Annotated in this window: 20 protein-coding genes; 19 read left to right on the forward strand and 1 reads right to left on the reverse strand. The window is 44.2% G+C overall.

The genetic code is table 11. The annotated features are described in order from the left end of the window. Positions 1 to 188 precede the first annotated feature (188 nt). The 19 genes from LRL21_RS43875 to LRL21_RS43950 all read left to right on the forward strand — a co-directional run bounded on the left by LRL21_RS43875 (position 189) and on the right by LRL21_RS43950 (position 18348). Positions 189 to 1511 carry a GMC family oxidoreductase N-terminal domain-containing protein gene (locus tag LRL21_RS43875; protein WP_338044782.1) on the forward strand — a complete coding sequence of 441 codons (1323 nt, stop codon included), beginning with the start codon at positions 189 to 191 and terminating at the stop codon, positions 1509 to 1511. Continuing rightward, entirely contained in the window at positions 1511 to 1666 is a 156-nt protein-coding gene (locus LRL21_RS46600; RefSeq protein WP_338044784.1) for a GMC oxidoreductase, read from the forward strand. Before LRL21_RS43875 ends, LRL21_RS46600 begins: the two co-directional genes overlap by 1 nt. Positions 1667 to 1916: 250 nt before the next feature. Continuing rightward, a complete protein-coding gene (locus tag LRL21_RS43880; protein WP_240422046.1) occupies positions 1917 to 3470 on the forward strand; it encodes a spore germination protein in 1554 nt (517 codons plus the stop codon). After that, complete coding sequence (locus LRL21_RS43885; protein ID WP_240422047.1) at positions 3467 to 4645, forward strand: Ger(x)C family spore germination protein; 1179 nt, start codon at positions 3467 to 3469, stop codon at positions 4643 to 4645. The genes LRL21_RS43880 and LRL21_RS43885 overlap by 4 nt, the downstream gene beginning before the upstream one ends. A gap of 13 nt (positions 4646 to 4658) precedes the next feature. Continuing rightward, on the forward strand, positions 4659 to 5759 hold the full coding sequence (locus LRL21_RS43890; protein WP_240422048.1) for a GerAB/ArcD/ProY family transporter: 1101 nt from the start codon (positions 4659 to 4661) through the stop codon (positions 5757 to 5759). Between the two features lie 153 nt (positions 5760 to 5912). After that, positions 5913 to 6485, forward strand: coding sequence for a spore germination protein (locus tag LRL21_RS43895; RefSeq protein ID WP_240422049.1), 573 nt, complete (start codon positions 5913 to 5915; stop codon positions 6483 to 6485). A 199-nt stretch (positions 6486 to 6684) separates the two neighbouring features. Beyond that, complete coding sequence (locus tag LRL21_RS46025; RefSeq protein ID WP_275901205.1) at positions 6685 to 6819, forward strand: hypothetical protein; 135 nt, start codon at positions 6685 to 6687, stop codon at positions 6817 to 6819. A gap of 63 nt (positions 6820 to 6882) precedes the next feature. Then, positions 6883 to 8349: a hypothetical protein gene (locus LRL21_RS43900; protein WP_240422050.1), complete on the forward strand. Its 1467-nt coding sequence runs from the start codon at positions 6883 to 6885 to the stop codon at positions 8347 to 8349. After that, positions 8343 to 8465 (forward strand): HTH domain-containing protein, encoded by a 123-nt coding sequence (locus tag LRL21_RS47190; RefSeq protein ID WP_420832576.1) that lies wholly within the window; start codon positions 8343 to 8345, stop codon positions 8463 to 8465. Before LRL21_RS43900 ends, LRL21_RS47190 begins: the two co-directional genes overlap by 7 nt. Positions 8466 to 8571: 106 nt before the next feature. After that, a complete protein-coding gene (locus LRL21_RS43905; RefSeq protein ID WP_240422051.1) occupies positions 8572 to 9093 on the forward strand; it encodes a hypothetical protein in 522 nt (173 codons plus the stop codon). A 287-nt stretch (positions 9094 to 9380) separates the two neighbouring features. Continuing rightward, on the forward strand, positions 9381 to 10133 hold the full coding sequence (locus LRL21_RS43910; protein ID WP_240422052.1) for an IclR family transcriptional regulator: 753 nt from the start codon (positions 9381 to 9383) through the stop codon (positions 10131 to 10133). Positions 10134 to 10289: 156 nt separating this feature from the next. Further along, on the forward strand, positions 10290 to 11243 hold the full coding sequence (locus LRL21_RS43915; protein ID WP_240422053.1) for an aldo/keto reductase: 954 nt from the start codon (positions 10290 to 10292) through the stop codon (positions 11241 to 11243). Positions 11244 to 11515: 272 nt separating this feature from the next. Next, entirely contained in the window at positions 11516 to 12268 is a 753-nt protein-coding gene (locus LRL21_RS43920) for an amino acid ABC transporter ATP-binding protein (RefSeq protein WP_240422054.1), read from the forward strand. A gap of 29 nt (positions 12269 to 12297) precedes the next feature. Further along, entirely contained in the window at positions 12298 to 13500 is a 1203-nt protein-coding gene (locus LRL21_RS43925) for an aminotransferase-like domain-containing protein (RefSeq protein WP_240422055.1), read from the forward strand. Positions 13501 to 13506: 6 nt separating this feature from the next. Further along, a complete protein-coding gene (locus LRL21_RS43930; protein ID WP_240422056.1) occupies positions 13507 to 14625 on the forward strand; it encodes an LLM class flavin-dependent oxidoreductase in 1119 nt (372 codons plus the stop codon). After that, positions 14615 to 15949: an LLM class flavin-dependent oxidoreductase gene (locus tag LRL21_RS43935; RefSeq protein WP_240422057.1), complete on the forward strand. Its 1335-nt coding sequence runs from the start codon at positions 14615 to 14617 to the stop codon at positions 15947 to 15949. The genes LRL21_RS43930 and LRL21_RS43935 overlap by 11 nt, the downstream gene beginning before the upstream one ends. Before the next feature lie 40 nt (positions 15950 to 15989). Further along, positions 15990 to 16865: a transporter substrate-binding domain-containing protein gene (locus tag LRL21_RS43940; protein ID WP_240422058.1), complete on the forward strand. Its 876-nt coding sequence runs from the start codon at positions 15990 to 15992 to the stop codon at positions 16863 to 16865. A gap of 31 nt (positions 16866 to 16896) precedes the next feature. Next, entirely contained in the window at positions 16897 to 17583 is a 687-nt protein-coding gene (locus tag LRL21_RS43945) for an amino acid ABC transporter permease (RefSeq protein ID WP_240422059.1), read from the forward strand. A gap of 39 nt (positions 17584 to 17622) precedes the next feature. Then, positions 17623 to 18348 carry an amino acid ABC transporter permease gene (locus tag LRL21_RS43950; protein ID WP_240422060.1) on the forward strand — a complete coding sequence of 242 codons (726 nt, stop codon included), beginning with the start codon at positions 17623 to 17625 and terminating at the stop codon, positions 18346 to 18348. Between the two features lie 305 nt (positions 18349 to 18653). Here LRL21_RS43950 and LRL21_RS43955 read toward each other — a convergent pair. Next, positions 18654 to 19630: IS4 family transposase (locus LRL21_RS43955; RefSeq protein ID WP_240422061.1), on the reverse strand; the 977-nt coding region annotated here is incomplete at its 5' end.

Consider the following 19630-nt stretch of genomic DNA (forward strand, 5'->3'; position numbering starts at 1 on the left):
ACCAACGTTCGGAATAAGGTAGACTTATTCATGAGGTCGCCTCTTTTCGGAATGGTTTGGTGGTACTTACCATTTACCCGAATCGGCGGTCTTTTTTGTTACATATTTTGGTTAATCAACAGGCGTGCTGCGAACTATTTAAATCCTTGCACCAGAACCAGAATATCTACAATTCGTATGAAAATAACATGAATGATCAGGTCTCAGGCACCATTCGCTTCGGTCCTGCCAATCGTAGTCGTAGTCCCTGGCACCGTATCATGCGGCAGAAGGGCTCCATTTGGCAAGCATCCGGTGTCGGAGGAACAACACAGCATTACTGGGCACAGTCACCGCGTGCGTTCCCTGCGGCTATTGATAACATATGGCCGATCAGTTATCAGGAACTGATTCCTTATTATGAAAAAGTCGAGGCTACATTGCCTGTTCAATTCGCTCCGACAACACCCAAGGAAGAGCTTTTTTACTACGGTGCCAAGAAGGCCGGGTGGTCGCTGATTCCGACGCTTGATGTCGTAACACCTGGGTATCGGCCGAATCCGAACGCGATTCTTCCTCCCAATAAACATCTGATGGACCCTGACTATTCGATGGACCAATTGGATAATATGGAAGGCTGCACCCTTAGGGGCCATTGCGTTAATGGATGCACATCGGGTCCCTCAATAGACAAAATTGCCAAACGCAGCACGCTTGTCAGTTATATTCCATTGGCACTTAAAACCGGTAATGTTTCGATTCGTCCTATTTCCTTTACGATAAAAATTTTGACGGAACATCATCCGAATGAAGGTGTTCGTGCTACCGGCGTACAGTTTCGGGACACATGGACGGGAGAAATAGGGGAGCTTAGGGCCAAAACGGTAGTCATGGCAGCCGGTTGTATCGAATCGCCGCGACTGTGGATGAATTCCGGACTCCCTCATAAACCATGGGTTGGGAGAGGATTGACGAATCATTATTTTGACTGGGTTGGAGGTGTATTCGACGAAAGAGACTTGATGAGCATTCTTGGAACACCGTCGGTCTATCCGTATATAGGGCATACATCCGGAGCTAGAGTCGATATTCCAGGAACTGGTGTCTTTCAGGTGTCCTGTCTGAGTCCAGGATTAATGGCCTATCTGACCTATGGGTTCAGTGAAGCAGGGTATGACGCACTAACCCCGCCAGAACCGGGAGAACCTTGGGATATAAGGGGCAGGGTTGTTGGGCCTGAGCTGAAAGAGCTGATGATGAACTATAGCCGAACGATGACGATGCTGCTGCTCACTGATGACGATACACTTTATAGTAACAGGGTTGAGGTTGACCCTCTGCTGAAAGACGAACATGGTCCAATCCCTGTTATTCATTATACCCCTAACAAAAAAACCTTAAAGCGGCGTGATCAGCTAGCCAGGTATGCATGCGAAACGTTACAGCAAGCGGGTGCAAAAAAATCATTAGAACTGATTCTCCGACCGGTTGGTTGCTCCATATCGAAAGTACGATGCGTATGGGATATGTAGTGGATTCGAATTGCGAAGCTTTTCAAGTCAAGCGTCTATATATTGCCGACAACAGTGTGCATGTTAACGGAATCGGAGGCCCTAATCCGACACTTACGACTCAGGCGTTGGCCACACGCATGGCAGAAAAGCTAGTCAAAACTTATTTTAGTTAAACAAAGGCAGGTCGGGAAGCAAATATCCGACTTGCTTATTTTTGTTACTCAGTTGAAACGGACAAGTACAGTACAAGGCCAGATAAAACAACAATAAACAAAAAAACAATTATTTTCCATACAATTCCGCTGTTCACCTTCCGAACACCCTTCTCTCTTGTTGGTATTAAATATGAACCATATTAGAATGATTTAATCATATTTTGGAAAAGTTAATTGACACACAAAGAAATTACGGGAGGTGAAACAAATGACTAATCACAAAATCCTACCTTGGCGAAAGAAGTCAAAGCAGAAGAAGCTTGATGTTGAAATTGAACTGCTAGCTGAAGGTGAAATTGAAGCAGGGCTGTCCGATAATCTGGATGACAATGAAGCCTGGTTAAAGCAGCTATTCGCTAATTGCTCTGATCTAGTTGTGAGAAAGGTACATCTGTTCGATTCGATTCCATGCATGCTGGTATTCTTCAGGGAATTGGTAGATACCCAGCAATTGGATAATAATTTATTGAAATCGCTTTTGACAAGTAAGGTGCATGACTTGGATACATCTACGCAGTTCATTGAGCAGATGAAAAGTGAACTACTGTCCATCGCGCTGACTACAATCATTAATACAAAGAAAGAAACGGTTAAGCAAATCATTAGAGGTCAAATCGTTCTGTTAGTGCAATCATCAAACCAGACTCTATCCATAAGCATGAATGAAAAATTGCATCGTGAGCTGCAGGAACCCAGTATGGAGACTGTGATTCGCGGTCCAAAAGTAGGGTTTATTGAAAATATTGACATAAATATGGCATTGATCCGTCAGCAAATCCGAACTCCTCAGTTGAAGATGGAACAGATGCTGGTTGGAGAGATTTCGCAAACGGAGGTCATTCTCGTATATATAGGGAACTTGGCTGCTCCCAAGGTGATTGTGGAGATGAGAAAACGCATATCGCAAATCAATATGGATACAGTTCTGGAATCGGGCTACATTGAAGAAATGATCCGTGACGCGCCTTACTCCCTATTTCCTGTGATCCAAATGACCGAACGGCCTGACAGCGTGTCGGCTGCACTGCTTGAAGGGAAGGTCGCCATCCTGGTGGATGGAACTCCGATGGCCCTCATCGCTCCCGTTACTTTTTGGCATGCCTTTCAAACGGTGGAGGATTATTATCAGAGCTTTATTACAGCTACATTTTTACGATGGCTTCGGTACTTGTTTGCCTTCATATCCTTAATCTTGCCGTCCATGTTTATTGCTGTGGCAACGTTTCATTCCGAAATGATTCCCACCAGCTTGACTTTGTCTATTGCGGCGGCCAGGGAACCGGTGCCATTTCCGACGTTAATGGAGATCTTGATGATGGAAATTGCTTTCGAGGCGATTCGCGAGGCGGGCATACGTCTTCCCAAACAGGTTGGTCAGACCATCAGTATTGTAGGCGTGCTAGTGATCGGGCAAGCTGCCGTTCAGGCAGGAATCGTATCGGCGCCCATTGTCATTGTCGTATCTTTGACGGGAATTGCTTCTTTTCTGATTCCAAGTAACAATATGAGTCAGGCGATTCGTATTTTACGATTTCCGTTTATGCTGTCTGCAAGCATTTTCGGCTTGTACGGTATAGGAGTTTCCATGATTGCCCTGCTGATTCATCTTGTGAATCTTCGCTCCTTCGGCGTTTATTATATGACGCCGCTTGCTCCGTTTCAGGCAACTGGATTGTGGGATATATTGGGCAGAGCCCCTTGGTGGGTCTTACACAAGCGTCAAAATCGTATTCACCCAATTCGGGAGCTTGAGAAACAATGATCAGGTTGAAATGGTGGACCATGATAGCTCCTCTCCTATGTCTCAGCCTATTGACAGGCTGCTGGGATCGAATCGAGATTAACGATCTTGCATTTGTGCTTGCCGGTGGCTTCGACCTTGCGGAGAATGGACAATTAGAGGCTACGCTGCAAATTGCTCTTCCTACAGAAGTGCCCACTGCCACGTCTGGTGGCAGACAGACAGGAAAAAAAACGATTTTGGTCGTCTCGGAGAAAGGAAGCGACGGGGCGGATATTTTGCGCAAATTGCAGCAGCGCTTGTCACGGCAAATCTTTTTGGGTCAAAGGGCGGTCATCATTATCGGTGAAACATACGGCCGACATGGTATAGATCAGGGATTAGATCAGTTGCTGCGCTGGCCCGACAGCCGATATAACAGTTATATTCTGACTGCTCATGGAGCAACCGCAAAAAAAGTACTACAAACACCGTACTTGCTGGAAGCCATACCAGCCATCGCACTTAAAAAAATGCTGATAAACGACTCCACTCTGTCCGTCAAAATCGATGATTTTATGGATGCTATATCTTCTTATGATAGATCCCCTGTAACCGGAGCCGTTAAGCTGTCCGCCGGAAGGATCGAAGACGGAGCATTCGATCTTGGTGAAGCGGCCGTATACCAGGAAAATAAATTAGTCGGATTTTTACCGTCAAAGGAAAAGGAAATATTAATTTGGTGGAGAGAGAAACTCCAAAGTAATACAATAACCACGCAGGTTGAGCCCGAAGTGAAAGACTTTAAGGGTACTGTTGGCGTAAATGTATTAAAGTCTAATGCGCATATAAGCACAAAGCTGAATCATGGAATGCCCGAGGTCACGATGAGCTTCAAAGCAAAGGTAATAGTGGCTCAAAACGATACGATATTGGATTTGAGCAAGGCCGAAAACTTGAAACGCGTTGAAAGCAAGCTGTCTAGTGAAACAGAAAAACAAATCAAAAATACGCTGCATCATGTACAAAAGCAGTTAAAGTCAGACGTTTTCGGTTTTGGGGAAGAAATGCATATCAGACATCCCGCTTATTGGAAGACAAATAAGGAGCGATGGACAGAAATTTATCCTGATGTTCCGGTTACTGTCGAGGTTGACATCAATATTCAACGGATCGGCCGAACGCAGTCACCAGCACACCTGAAAAAGGTGAATTGACCCTACAAAAAGGATGATAAAAATGAAGGTTAGCGGTATTCAAGCATTCTGGATGATCACCATCATGGATCTGGGCATGACCCTGCTGATGACGTTCACTCCCGGTTTGCAGGATGCAAAGCAGGATGCATGGGTCTCTGTTCTTGTTGCCGGATGCATAGCATTACTAATTTCCGTAGTGACAACAAAGCCTGTGCTTCTTCATCCGGAGCAAACATTCATCCAGTTTAGTCAAACCATTATGGGAAAATGGCTCGGAAAGCTGGTTATCATTGTCTATCTTGTCCAATGGTATACCATCATTCCTATTGTTTTGCGCCAATTCAGCGATCTTCTCCAGATTCTGCTTCTTCCTCAAACTCCGGGAATATACATCGAATTGGCAATGGTCCTGATCGTTATCTATGTGACTTATTCCGGAGGAATTGATGGAATCGGCCGCGTCAGCGAAATATTGGGCCCCCTGATTCTTTTGATGATATTGCTTGTTTTGACAACAAGCATCAGCAACATTCATTGGAAAAATCTGCTCCCTTTTTATGCGGACAGTGGTGTCGCTGCTATCGTCAAGGGGTCGCTTCCTATCGCTTCCTACCTCGGCCATGCAGTTGAATTCGTTATGATTTCACCGTTTCTCGCTGCTCCCCGCATGGGAGCTCCTTACGTGATTTGGGCTGTTGCGGTTGCAAGTTTTATTGTATGGATATCGATGGTCATGGTCATTTTAACAATAAGAGTCAATCTTTCCTCCAAAATGTGGTATCCATTTTTTGAAATGACAAAGAAAATCTCTATTTTCGGGTTTATTGAAAACATGGACGCCTTGGCAGTTGTCATCTGGGTTGCCAGCGTATTTATTAAATTGTCCATTTATTTTTTTGTGGCCAGTTACGGAACAGCCCAGTTTTTACAAGTGAAAAATTGGAGGTACATGATCTGGTTTATTTCCATTGTTGTTGTAGTATTCTCTTTAATTCCTAAAAATGTTTCTGAGGCGACCGGAAGTTACTTGAACCATTATTGGGTTCCCTTTGTACTACCTGTCAATATGATCGGATTACCTCTATTGCTACTAATAGTAGGAAGCATCAGACAGAGAAAACAAACATGTTGAATAGGGGACAATTAATTACAGCGGATTTCTTCTGATCTTGTTGGATTGACAGGGATTAGGGACGTTGCTATCCAAAGTGGATGAATTTTCTATACTTATTAGGGAACACTGAAAACCAGTATAGATAGCCTCAATGCGGGAGTAGGAATGACTATGCGTTTATTCAACAAGTTAAAAAAGAAGAGCCAGTCACTCACAACAGATGCACTATTGGCTTCTGCTGACTTGAGTAAGAAGCTTTCCACTTCTCTGTACGATAATCTTGCCTATCTGCTTTCCGTTTACGAAGACTGCGGTGACATCGCATTCCATTCATTCGATACCGTCAATTCAACGCATGCAGTGGTGATCTACGCCCAGGGGTTAGCAGATGAAGCGCTGCTTGAACACCATGTGCTTGCTCCTCTTATGTTCAGTGAGGAGAGTCATGCGCTTTATGATTCTCATTTGCTTGCCAAGTCACCGTCCGCATCGGAGCAGGTTCATGATTGGTCCATGATTATTGAGAATATTGGAAGCGGTCATCCTGTACTTTTGATAGATGGTGAAAACACCGCTTTTGTATATTCGATGACGAAGGTGTCCCAACGCAATGTGGAAGAGCCTGTTGCAGAATCGACCATTCGAGGTGCTCGCGACGGATTCACTGAATCATTGGCCGTAAACATACCGCTCATCCGTAGAAGAATTAAAAGTCCCGAATTCCTCTACTATAGCATTTGCTAAAAAGCTTATTGCTGGAGAGCTTTCCGGAGGTTCTAATTTACTTAGGTGCTGTTCACTTGCGTGGTGTGTACGCTTCTTGATTTATACAGAGGAACTTGACAAAGCAGAAGAATACCTAGGACAAGCATAAATTTTAGACGATATTCCAGAAATTTGTATTGCAAACGCATTCCTATCTTCGCACAAAGGGGACAAGAGAGTGGTTTTAGGTCTTTTAGCTGGCATCGATCTCCCAATCTCGCGGACAGCTGCGTTAATGATCGTCTCCCATCATGAAGGTGAAAAAGAAGCAATTATTTGGCTTGCGAATGTTGGATACGAAGCTAAGGATTAAGATTCAGATGGTAAATTTCCGCTTTTAACACAACTACTTAAACTTAACCGTTGGGATGATGCTATGGACAGTCTTAATATGATAAATGAAAGGGATTTAGATAAGGTCCCAGCACTCTATCATTTGAAGGCAATAACATACCTTTTAAGTACTGTGCCAATAGAATTTAGATCTCTTGTGCTCAACCAGATACCATTTAAAGCAGTCGATTTCCCACTGGCTGCAGATTCATCCTCGATCAGTAACCGACGTTTAGCTATTGATTGTTTTAATGGTGTTTCAATTGCAGCAAAGCAACTTAACTGTCCTGGTGCTGCAATTGCAGATGATGAATATGCGCTTTGGCTTGAATTAAGGGATCCTGAGAATTTTGATAAAGGCCTACAGCACCTAGAGGCAAAACTTCGACATCCTAAACCTACTCTTCGCTTTGTTCATCTTGGACTCCAATTCGGAATAAAATTAGATTTGATAGCAGTTGAGCAAGAGATTGAACGTCAAATTGCGCTTAATGGTGGAATTACACAAGATGCAGCAATTGCTCGATTTGCTCTTGCCTTTACACAGAATACTCCTGAAGATGTTGCGAAATACATAACTCGACACACCAATGACTTATCAAAGCATCTTGATAAAAAGTCAATAAGTTTTCTTGAAATCGAAATGTTATCGCGAGCAGGATATCCTGAAAGAGCAAATGAGCGCTTGGATTTACTATTGTTAGAAGGACTTTCGGAAGCTGAGGAAAGTCGCCTAAAAAGAGTAATAGCGGAGGCTGAAGGAACTGATCCTATTGAGGCTCGAAAGTTACAATTCAATAAAACTGATTCACTAAGTGATTTAGCTGTCTTAGTTGACTCATATGAAGCCATAGGGGATTGGGTAAGTCTTTGTGTGTACGGAGAAATGTTATTCGAAAGAACCCGCTCTGTTAGCCACGCGGAGCAATTGGCGAACGCTTTGAGTAAGGCACAAAATACCACACGACTTATCGAACTGATCAAAGAAAATATAATCTTACTGAATCAATCTAAGAATCAACAACTGTTATATTGCTGGTCTTTGTATCATGAAGGTTTGTTACTAGAAGCTAACAACGAATTAGCGAAGATACCTGATAATCAAAAGAATGCTAATTCTCGTGCATTGCAGGTCAATCTTGGGATTGCTTTAGGTGATTGGCACACTTTATCTATGTTTATAGCTAACGAATTACATGAGAAAGAAAGCAGAAATGCGCAAGAGATGATCGCCGCGGCTCAACTTGCTTTTCATTTGGGATCGTTTCATGCTAAGGAATTGGTTTTTGAAGCAGTAGCCAAAGGTAAAGAAGATACCGGAATTTTAGCAGCTGCTTACTTTTTGGCTACGAACGCGGGTTGGGAAGATAATCAAGAGGTTTCAGGTTGGATTCAAAAAGCAGCTGAACTTTCTGGTGAGGACGGGCCAATAAAAAAGTTCACCCTATCTGATCTAATGAAATGGAGTCCTGAGTGGAACCGAAAGGCAGCTGAACATGGCAGTTGCTAAGCCAAGGTGAAATTCCACAGTTTCTTGCTGCTGAACTGCTTAACAAGTCATTAGTTAGTCTGATGCTTTTTCCAGCTCTTGCAAATCTATTAGAGAATGACCCCAGGCGTAGATGAGCTATTTCCGCGTATAGCGGGAGGCGACAATCGTTATATCTCAAAACACTTAATGTTATCGGTATAGAAGCTACTGCATTGCTTACACTGGGATTTTTAAATCTTTTTGGATAAGGTTCTTGACGCATTCGATGAGGTCTATATACCACATTCAACACTTAAATGGCTTTTTGAGGAGAAACAAAAGGTCACATTCCATCAGCCAAGTCGGATAAGGAACGCTCGCAAAGTACGAGATATGCTTGCTACAGATGTTCTTGAGAGTTTTGTTCAAAGTACTGTGGCAGACAGTGATTTGTCAACTCAAGTTGTAGATGAACTAGCTATTTTAATAGCAGAGGCGGAAAAGTTAAGAGACGATGGTATTCAACATATCGTCATCCAGTCGTCTCCAGTTCATCTGCTTAATTCATTAATGGAAGAAGAAGCCGATTTGATTGAACATGAGGCTGTAATGTGTAGCTGTCTTTCGATTGTTAATATGTTGCGGCAGAAAGGTCAAATTACTGCTGTGGAAGAAAAGAAAGCAGTTGCCTATCTGCAGCTTCAAGAGAAGCCTTGGCCTCGTCAACCAGACATTTCATATGGCGCAACCTTGTATGAATACGGCTCACACAAAAACAATTGATTTAAAAGCCACTGCAAAAGACACAGTGTTGAAGGAAATAGAGAATCATCCAGGTTGTCCTGTAAGGCCCCTTTTTTATAAATTTTGAAATATTGTAACACAGTTCACTGCTTAAGATAACAAATTCTCATATTCTGCAACGCTATCAACGGGGGAGCTAATTCTGAAAGTTAGATACCTCCAAGAAATTACATTATCCTGAAAATGTTTTCTGTAGTAATATTAAAATAGATCGAACTTTGCGCCGTATTCGAATGAAACATTTGTTAGATCTTGGGGGGGCCGCCGTGGATTCTTATGAACTTACTACGTTAAAGAAGGGATTACTGATCCTTGATATCCTACGAATGCAACATACTTTGACGATGAGCCAAATCATGCAAGAATTGAATCTGACCAAATCGACAGCCTATAAAATGCTATTTACTTTAGAAAAGATGAACTACATTCGTAAGTTGGGAAAATTTTATTACTTAAATACAATTATTTTCAAAGATAACAAGGGCAATTCCAATGATGGTATTCAATGGACTTCCTTGGTAACGCCATATCGATTGGCAAATTATATCGGCGAAATCGTATTTGTCAGCGTGTTGGATCACAATGAGCTCATTACTACAAATGTGATAAAAGAACCTGATGGCGGACCAGTAATCAATGCTATTAATAAACGGACCCCTATCCACTCCAGTGCGATGGGCAAAGTTATACTGGCACATCTGCCTCTTCAAAAACAACAAGAGATACTAAAAAATTTGTTATTAGAGATTTTTACTGAGAACTCATTTAACGATAAAGATTTATTTAACTATCACTTGAATATGATTAAGGCTCAAGGTTATGCGGTAGATAATGAAGAAACCATCATTGGGAAAAGGTGTATTGCCGCGCCTATTCATATAGATGGAAAAGTCATCGGCTCTCTTGCAATTCATGGCGATGTGGAACGAATAACCAAGAATAAGATTCGCTCTTTTGGAAGGAAGGTCATTCGGTTTAGCAAGCAACTATCCGTCGAAATCGAATGTTCGAGATCTTAAGCCAAATATACGACTTTAATTTAATCAAAATTCTTCAAAATAGTTTCGGTATTTGAAACTTTTTATGATTATTTATCGTTCTTTACTAAATCCTTGTAGAATCAAATTCGAGAGAGAATGAAGTCTTTCTACACTAAACAGGAGGAACGGTACTCTGTGAGGTTTCGGAAACTTAGAAGTACAGATCTGATCGTATCGGAGATAGGCCTTGGCGCGAATGCAGTAGGCGGACATAATTTGTTTGATGGTCTGAGAGAAGAAGAAGGAAAGGCTATGATTGATTCTGCCATCCATCTGGGTATTAACTTTATCGATACAGCGGATATCTATGGTAAAGGTCGTTCAGAAGAATTAATTGGCGAAGTATTGTCGGCACACAAGAGGGATAATATTATACTCGCAACAAAAGGCGGTAGACGATGGTTTGAGGATGGAACGGTAGTTCTCGACAACAATCCCTCTTATTTGCGTAAAGCTCTGGAAGATAGCCTGAGCAGATTGAAAACAGACTATGTGGATCTTTACTACCTTCATTTCCCTGACAATAAAACTCCGCTAATGGAAGCAATTGGGGAGTTGTCAAAGCTGAAACAAGAAGGAAAGATAAGGGCAATCGGAGTTTCCAACGTATCCCTGAGCCAGCTTAAAGAAGCCAATGAGCATGGCGACATTTCGGTTCTGCAATCGGCCTACAGTTTGCTTAATCGCTCAGCTGAAAAGGAAATTCTTCTTTACACAAGGGAGGCTAATATTTCCTTTGTCCCTTACGGGCCGTTAGCATTTGGGCTGCTAGGAGGCAATTATACCAAAGAGTTTAAGCTAACAATGGGTGATTGGAGACATTCAAACCCCTTGTTTCAAGAGCGATACTTTGCTGACGTTCTCGACAAAGTGGATCTTTTAAAGAAGCTGGCTGTAGAGAAGGGAACCAACATTGTTCATCTATCACTTGCCTGGCTCTTAAACCAAGACGGGATCGATTCCGTTATCCCCGGTGGCAAACGCAGGGAGCATGTAGAGCGTAACATCAACGCTAATGATCTTATACTGACAACAGCAGATCTAACGCGAATAGATGAAATTCTTAGCAGCGACGACAATAGGAAGTAAGATATTTTTTTTGAGTTTAATCTTGAGTAAACTCATAGGAATAATATGTAGTGGCGACCGGAAGACCGGAGACACTTGTCTGATGGCCTTCTGGGAGCTCTCCCTGATGCAGATGAAGTGTCTCTTTTTGACCATAATAGAAAGTATATGTTTTCGGATGCCGAAAACATCATTCTATTTGGCGATAAAACCTTCCTATAAAACGAGGTCGCTCATCTTTGAATAGCCTCGATAGAGGTTTTCTCATTATTTCGGAGATAAGAGGGCGCATAATGATTACATTAACAAACATTCGAAAATCCTTTGGGAAGACCGAGGTGCTGAAAGGAATTGACCTGACCGTAAACCAAGGAGATATCGTCGCTATACTCGGACCAAGTGGTTCAGGAAAAACCACGCTATTGCGATGCGTGAACTGTTTGGAGGAGCCTAGTGACGGGGAAGTATCCATTGGAAATTTACGTGTTCCATTTAAAACAACAAACAAAAGGGAGATTCTGTCTTTACGGCAAAAAACGGCTATGGTTTTTCAAAATTACAACTTGTTCAAACATAAAACAGCCATTCAGAATGTCGTTGAAGGACTCATAGTCGTAAAGAAGATTCCAAAGGGAGAAGCCCAGAAGATCGGCATGAATATGCTTGAAAAAGTCGGATTAACTCATAAGGCGAACGCTTTTCCCAGTGAGTTATCAGGTGGACAACAACAGCGAGTCGGGATCGCGCGAGCCTTAGCATTAAATCCTGAGGTTGTTCTTTTTGATGAACCTACATCCGCCCTAGATCCCGAGTTAGTCGGGGAAGTATTATCAGTTATTAGGCAAATTGCCAAAGAAGGCGTAACGATGATAATTGTCACTCATGAAATGGGGTTTGCGAGAGAGGTCTCTAACCGGGTAGTGTTTATGGACGAGGGAAAAATTATTGAAGAGGGAAGCCCAAGAGAAATCTTCGATTGTCCTAAGGAAGAAAGGACACGGCAATTTCTTAAAAACATGTCATCTGAGTGGGCCTACCAGATTTGAACAAATAACTTTCGTAAGGCGGTGATAGCTTGACTAACATCGATTCATTTGTTTTTGCCAAACGCATTCCGGAGCAGACACCTATCGGCAGCACGACGAGTACGACACCGGATCATGTGCACTTGTCATTTGGATTTGCTGCTTCCGATTTATTCCCGATTAATGAGTTGGGGAATTCGGCCAGGGAAGCCATTATTGAAAACGGAAGAAGGGCGCTCCAGTATTCGGGTTCGAACGCTCAAGATAAAATCAAGAAATGGATTCAAGCCCGTTCATCGGTGCACCGTATTCAAGTTGACCCCGGCAATCTACTCATCACGTACGGAGCGGCTCACGGAATAACGTTGACCTTGAATGCTTTCATTGATCCGGGAGATCACATATGGGTAGAAGCACCTACTTTCTTTGGCGCGCTTCAAAGCTTTCAACTTGTTGAAGCAGAGGTTACATCCTTTCCTATGGATGAGCACGGGGTGCGAGTGGATCTTATCGAGGAGGCGTTAATTGAAGCGAAAAGCAACAATCAACCGCTGCCCAAACTATTCTACACCATCCCTACATTCCAAAATCCGGGAGGCATAACCCTTTCTTTAGAAAGAAGGGAACAACTTGCACGATTGGCTCGCGAATACAACTTCTTCATCCTCGAGGATGATGCCTACATGGAACTAAATTTTACAGGCCAATCATTGCCAACCCTATATTCTTTAAGTCCTGAGAGGGTCGTCTATTTGAATACCTTCTCCAAGACAATTGGTCCAGGGATTCGCCTGGGGTGGGTCATCGCTGATCGTAATATAATCGAAAAATTAACAATTTTTCTCGGTGGATCTCCCGTAGCTCCCATGGCGCAGGAAATTATCGCTCGACTGCTGGAGAATTTCTCGTTTGAAGATCATGTCGATCGCTTGAGATTGCATTACCGCAAACAGAGAGACATTGCAGCAGAGGCGGTGCGGAAATATTTCGGGAGCCATGTATCATTCGTACTGCCTCAAGGGGGCTTTTTTATCTGGTTAACGTTCCGCGATGAGGTAAATACGAGCTCATTCTTATCCGACGCTAGCAGGAGGGGGGTTAGCTACGTCGACGGCAGAAACTTCTATGTAGGAGCAAAGCGATCCAACGATGCAAGAATATGTTTTAGTTACTGCAGCGAAGAAGAACTGGATAGGGGGATTAAACGGATCGCAGATGCTTATTTCGGATCTCTCAGGCATGAAAGGACTTGAACGATTATGGATAAAGAGCTTTATTTGATGGTTTCTCTGCGGGGTACCGGCTATGTTCCGGGGAGTTGGCTCCATCCTCATGCATCGCCGGACCGTACAAATAGTCTTGCCTATTATGCAGATCTTGCCCGAACGGCAGAACGCGGCAAGCTGGATCTGATCTATCTGGACTCAGCCTATGATGCCGATGGAAACGAACCCGGGCTGCGCCTGGATTCTTGGTTGTTGGCCTCATCATTGATTTCAGTTACCGAGCATGTCGGCCTTGGATCTTCCGTTGCTACGGACGTCTTAGAACCGTATCCGGTCGCCCGCAGCTTGGCAGTATTCGATCATCTAAGCGGAGGGAGAGCGGCATGGCATGCGAAGGCGAAAGAGGATATCGAATTGCAGCGTCTTTATGTGCCTCCGCTCATTGAAAAGGAGATGTATGAACGGAATGTGGAGTTTATCCAGGTAGTCGAACAGCTTTGGCAAAGTTGGGATGCCGATGCTTTGTTGATCGATAAGGCAAATGGCAGGTTCTACGATTCTGCCAAGGTTCGTCGAATCAATCATGCGGGGCGATTTTTTAAAGTTCGGGGTCCGCTTTGTATTCCTCAACCACCGCAGAAGCATCCCGTCCGGCTTGGATTCGCAGAATCTGATTATGGTGCGGATATTTTGGTTCTTTCGGAAGCGAAGCGTGAGCATGCCTCCGAACGTTACAATTGCATCCGGGAACGAGATGGACAGACGGGACACCAAACCGTTATCTTGTTCAATCTTTTGCTGATTCTGGGCGTTACCGAGAAGGATGCCAAAGATAAAGCAGAGGAGCTCAGGAAGTGGGGATGGCGGATGGAAGACAGCGAAGCGAAAGGACTTTATATAGGCACTCCCGAACGTCTGGCGGACTTCATGGAAGAATGGATGCAATCCAAAGCTTGTGACGGGTTTAATTTGCAGCCTGCGGTACTCCCTTCAGGATTGAATGAAATCGTTGATACTCTGGTACCCATCCTGCAGCGAAGAAGTCTATTCCATACGGATTATCCACAAGGAACATTGCGCCATAAATGGGATCTTGAGATTAAGGCTGGGGATACTCAGCCAGAGGGAGAAGGAGCCTATCATGAGCGATAAGAAGCATCTGCGTCTTGGCGTTCTCGTTACCTCGGCAGGCATTCATGCAGGAGGGTGGCGACATCCCTCCACAAGGACGAACCAACTATTGGATTTTGCTCTCTACCGCGACTTTGCCAAACTGACCGAGAAAGGCAAGCTTGACACGATTCTTCTCGTGGAATTGCATTCGTTGACGGAACGCAACGGGCAGCTGGCCGAGGACTTTCCGATTCCGGTACCGGATGTCTTGACGATTCTATCTGCCATGGCATCGGTAACGGAGCGCATCGGGTTGACAGGCACTTATTCCACGACGTACAACGATGCGTACCACTTGGCTCACAAGTTCGCGACATTGGATCATTTGAGCGAGGGAAGGGCAGGGTGGAACATGGTTACGTCACAGGATCCCATTGCGCCCTATCATCACAGTATGGAGGGATTGGTCGATCCTCATCTTCGGTATGAGCGTGCCTCCGAATTTATCGATCTCGTCAAGAAATACTGGGATAGTTGGGATGAGAATGCGATTCTTGCTGACAAGCACTCTGGATTATACCTCGATCCAAAGAAGATCCGTTCCGTGAAGCATGATGGGCGCTATTATCCATCTGCGGGCACTCCCCATTTTCCGCGTCCAATTCAAGGACATCCGGTCCTGTTTCAGGCCGGCTCTTCGGAGAGTGGGTTGAACCTCGCTGCCGAACATGGAGAAGTGGTCTTCACCGCACAGGACAACTTGCCAGGCGCCAAAACCTTTTATCGTCAATTAAAAGGGAAGTTGAGCCGGTTTGGAAGGAGACCGGATGACATGGTGATCTTGCCGGGAATCGCCCCCATTCTGGGCTCAACTGAACGGGAGGCAAAAAAACTGGAGCAAGAGTTAAATGAATTAGTTATTCCGGAAATCGCAGTCAAACGGTTATCAGCATTGGTCGGCATTGATTTATCAACTTATCCGATAGACGGACCGGTTCCCCTCGCCGAGATTAACCCGGAATCCAGCAATACGGCGCGCAGCCGAATCCAGTTACTTAAGGATTTGGCAGATCGGGAACACCTAAGCATTCGGCAACTAAGCTTGCATGCGATCAATGGATCCGGACATTTCCCCTTCGTCGGAACTCCTGAGCAACTAGCCGATTTCATGCAAGAATGGCAAGATGAGGGAGCATGCGATGGCTTTAATATTCTGATTTCGCATCTTGTAGCCGGTTTGGAGATTCTTGTCGATCACGCGGTACCGATCTTGCAAAAAAGAGGGTTGCGACCAAGTGATTACGCCGGTACAACTTTGCGCGAAAACTTGGGACTGACCACACCGGCTTATCGGCAGTCCTAATTAGCTGTATCAAAAATAACATTTACGGAGGCATATTAACATGAAATTAAATAAACTTACCTTACTTCTGACACTAACCACAACGCTAATGGTGACTGCTTGCTCAAATAACGCTGCCAACAACGGAAACAGCAGTCCTTCACCAACAGTGAGCAGCTCGGGGGCTAAGCAAACGGTTGTCAAGGTGGCGACCAGTTCCGTCCCATTTCCGGCATTATATAATATTGATGATAAAGGGAATACATCCGGTTATGTCGTTGATTACTTCAAGATTCTTGAGGAACGTTTGCCCGAATACAAGTTCCAGTATGAACCTGCAGATATAAACGGCCAACTGATCGGAACCGAAACGGGCAAGTACGACATCGCAGGGTGGGTATGGTTTAAAAACGCGGAGCGTCAGGAAAAATATGTATTCTCTGAACCTTTCGGTTATTCACCCACTGTCCTAACGACGAAAAAGGAACGCAACGATATTCATTCCCTGGATGATGTTGTCAATAAGAAGCTTGTTCCTATGACGCCTAATTCCGGGTTACGCAGCATCATTCTGGAATATAACCGTCAGCATCCCGGAAAAGAAATTGCCATTACGGATGTAGATAAATTCACGATTGCGGGTGACCTCAAGATGGTTGCTTCTGGACAATATGATGTCGATTATAAGAACCTTGCCCAAGTCGAGGCGGTTAATAAGGAGTTAAACCTTGGACTTAAGGTTGCAGCGGTCATAACGAAAGAACCGATCTACTTCCTCTTCAATAAGAAGCAAGGTGAATTGGCCGAGAAGATAGGCAAGATCACCAAAGAATTAAAAGAAAATGGGACCTTATCCAAGCTTTCTGAGAAATGGTACGGATTTGATGTTTATAAAGATACTACGGAGATTCAGCAGTACCTCACGCGTGGAAATTAAGGCGTCAACGATCCTCTCATAGAAGTGGTGTGTGATTTGGACAGTGGATAATTTTAATATAATTGCGGGCCGGATTCTTCAGAAAATGCCGATTACATTAACCATGTTGTTCATATCGTTACTATTCGGGTTGCTGATTGGACTCGGAATAGCACTGGTACGAATTCATAAAAAGCCAATTCCATATGCGGTTTCTACTATTTTTATTTCCTACATGCGTTGTACGCCGACGCTGGTTCAACTGTTTGTTGCTTATTATGGCTTGCCTTTGCTGTTTGCTCAGCTCGGACTTGATATTAACTCCTGGTCACCATTGGTATTTGCAATTGTTACGTTCACATTGAACATCTCCGCCTATTTTTCGGAGATGTTCAGGTCGGCATATCTGACTGTCGGACAGGGTCAACTGGAGGCAGCCTATAGTGTCGGCATGAAGTACCATCAAGCCCTAAGGCGAATTGTATTACCGCAGGCGCTTGCGATATCCATTCCGAATCTGACGGGAAACATCATTTATCTTTTAAAAGAGTCGGCGTTAGCCTTCTCTATCGGTGTCATTGACATGCTTGGACAAGCCGATGTTATTTTGGCAACAAATTATCACGTTAGTGTTCTTCAAGTTTACGCCATCATTGCGGTTATTTATTGGCTCCTCAGTGTCATTATTCAAAAAGGCGGAGATGCTGCCGAGAAAAAACTGAAGAAGGGTCATTTTTGAGTTGTAAATGAACGGTAGCGAAAAGGAAGTGAATGCCAAATGGATACCTTCAAACTGGATTTCGTCATCCAACATATCCCTGATATCCTAAAAGCTGTGCCGATTACGCTCCTAATCGCCCTTGTTTCGATGGCGTTAGGCACTTTATTCGGCTCTTTGATTGCAATATGCAGAACATATAAGGTTCCAGTTTTAAGCCAACTCGGCTCCATTTATATCTCATTCTTTCGAGGAACACCGCTTCTAGTCACGCTTTATTTAGTACAATATGGTGTACCAACCTCTATAGACTTCATTAATACGAATATGGGGTTGCAGACGAATTATTATGAACTTCCTCCATTGGCCAACGCCTTTATTGCGTTCACCTTATACACAACGGCATATCAAGCTGAAACGATCCGTTCCGCTCTCCAGGCCGTCGATCGTGGGCAGATGGAAGCAGCTCAATCCATCGGGATGACAGCTACTCAAAACATGATAAGAATCATTGCTCCACAGGCGTTTATCTCTGCGCTTCCAAATATGGGGAATTTATTTGTTATTATGATTAAAGCAACTTCTGTGGCGTTTGCGGTTAAGGTCGTTGAAATTATGGCCGTTGCCAAAATCATTGCCAGCAACGGTTATCACTATATCGAAATGTATTTGGCAGCATCACTTGTGTATTGGGTCATCTGTTTGATCTTTGAACGTTTGTTCGCATGGTTGGAGAAAAGAAACAGTCGATTTGAGAGAAGACCCGACTATACACCGTTGCGATAATGATCAATCCTATGTCTTCAGAGAACAGCAAGGAATACATAGAAATCTTCCTTTCGAGTGGTTGGGTGGTACCGCCATTTTAGCAAAGGTTAGTTTCTTTGTTTTTAGCAAATGTGGTACGTTCAAATCCTCATGAACAGGGAATCGATAAGTTACTCAAAGGGAAATTAGGTCTGATCATTATGACGAATGAAAGCAATCGTAATGAGCACAAGAGGGACTCCAAATGCTCGACAAAATCCGCAATTTCGTGATTCTGTCGTCAATCGATCCGGTGATTGCGCGAAGCATGGAGCTTTGCATACTTATAACTCAAAACAGACCTGTTGATTAACCAGATTTTGTAGCTCTAACCTCAACAGAGACATACGTTTGAATGAAGCGCTGAATACACACGAGAGCCTTTCATGCCGAGGCATTCCCGAGGAAACGGCGTCAAATAACCAGGTGAGCAGGACATAGACCATTAAAGCGGTAAATAACTGGCCATACACGGCGTTTTCGGTGGTGCCGAATAGCGTAGCCAGATTTAAATGCTGCTTGATCCAGCGGAAAAAGACTTCGATCTGCCAGCGAGCCTTGTACATCTGCGCGATTTGCTCCGCTATCACTTGCATCAAATCGGTCACCACCCGGATTTCACGGCCCTCAAAATCTCGAAAGATCACGACCCGATCGCGCTTTTCCGAACGGCATTGAGGGGTTCCGAGTTGGCAGGTGATGTCGCGAATGACTGGAGAATCCGTCGGACTTTGGCGACGTAATGCTTTTGGTTTTTCCAGATGGATATTGTCGCGTAGGCGAACGACGAAGGATTGTCCGTCTACTTTGTAGCGATCCAGACGCTCCAGCTTGCCATATGCCCGGTCCATCACCAGGATGAAAGAGGACGGAGTCAGGCTTTCGCTCACCGGCCCGTCGTGTCGGGACCCGACGGTTTCCACAACTTGCAGCGGTTGCTGCGTCTCGGCCCGAAGAGCCACATGTAATTTGATACCTGCTCGTTCGCCATGATAAGGAGCCCAAGGTAAACGGGCTTTACCTACCGTCACCGTGGTGGAGTCGATGAGCAGCAGTTCCTTCGGGAAAGCCAGTTTTCGCCGAATTTCCCGGTTGCACTTACGGATAAGTAAATGAAGGAGTTCCTTAAATACAGCAAACGGTACTTCGGACGCTTTACTTGAAAACCGGGAATAATGAACTTCTGGTAAGCCACTGAGGGATGCACGATCGGCACCAGCGCGATAACTCGGCCATTCTTCGTAAGCCGCCGTGCACCAAT

It is taken from the genome of Paenibacillus periandrae (assembly GCF_022458865.1).
GTDB lineage: Bacteria > Bacillota > Bacilli > Paenibacillales > NBRC-103111 > Paenibacillus_S > Paenibacillus_S periandrae.

Bases quoted from the DNA above. Each gene is read 5' to 3' on its own strand.
- LRL21_RS43930 (WP_240422056.1), top strand. From the start codon at position 13,507: ATGGATAAAGAGCTTTATTTGATGGTTTCTCTGCGGGGTACCGGCTAT.
- LRL21_RS43895 (WP_240422049.1), top strand. From the start codon at position 5,913: ATGCGTTTATTCAACAAGTTAAAAAAGAAGAGCCAGTCACTCACAACA.
- LRL21_RS43875 (WP_338044782.1), top strand. From the start codon at position 189: ATGAATGATCAGGTCTCAGGCACCATTCGCTTCGGTCCTGCCAATCGT.
- LRL21_RS43935 (WP_240422057.1), top strand. From the start codon at position 14,615: ATGAGCGATAAGAAGCATCTGCGTCTTGGCGTTCTCGTTACCTCGGCA.
- LRL21_RS43920 (WP_240422054.1), top strand. From the start codon at position 11,516: ATGATTACATTAACAAACATTCGAAAATCCTTTGGGAAGACCGAGGTG.
- LRL21_RS43890 (WP_240422048.1), top strand. From the start codon at position 4,659: ATGATAAAAATGAAGGTTAGCGGTATTCAAGCATTCTGGATGATCACC.
- LRL21_RS43940 (WP_240422058.1), top strand. From the start codon at position 15,990: ATGAAATTAAATAAACTTACCTTACTTCTGACACTAACCACAACGCTA.
- LRL21_RS43885 (WP_240422047.1), top strand. From the start codon at position 3,467: ATGATCAGGTTGAAATGGTGGACCATGATAGCTCCTCTCCTATGTCTC.
- LRL21_RS43950 (WP_240422060.1), top strand. From the start codon at position 17,623: ATGGATACCTTCAAACTGGATTTCGTCATCCAACATATCCCTGATATC.
- LRL21_RS43900 (WP_240422050.1), top strand. From the start codon at position 6,883: ATGGACAGTCTTAATATGATAAATGAAAGGGATTTAGATAAGGTCCCA.
- LRL21_RS43880 (WP_240422046.1), top strand. From the start codon at position 1,917: ATGACTAATCACAAAATCCTACCTTGGCGAAAGAAGTCAAAGCAGAAG.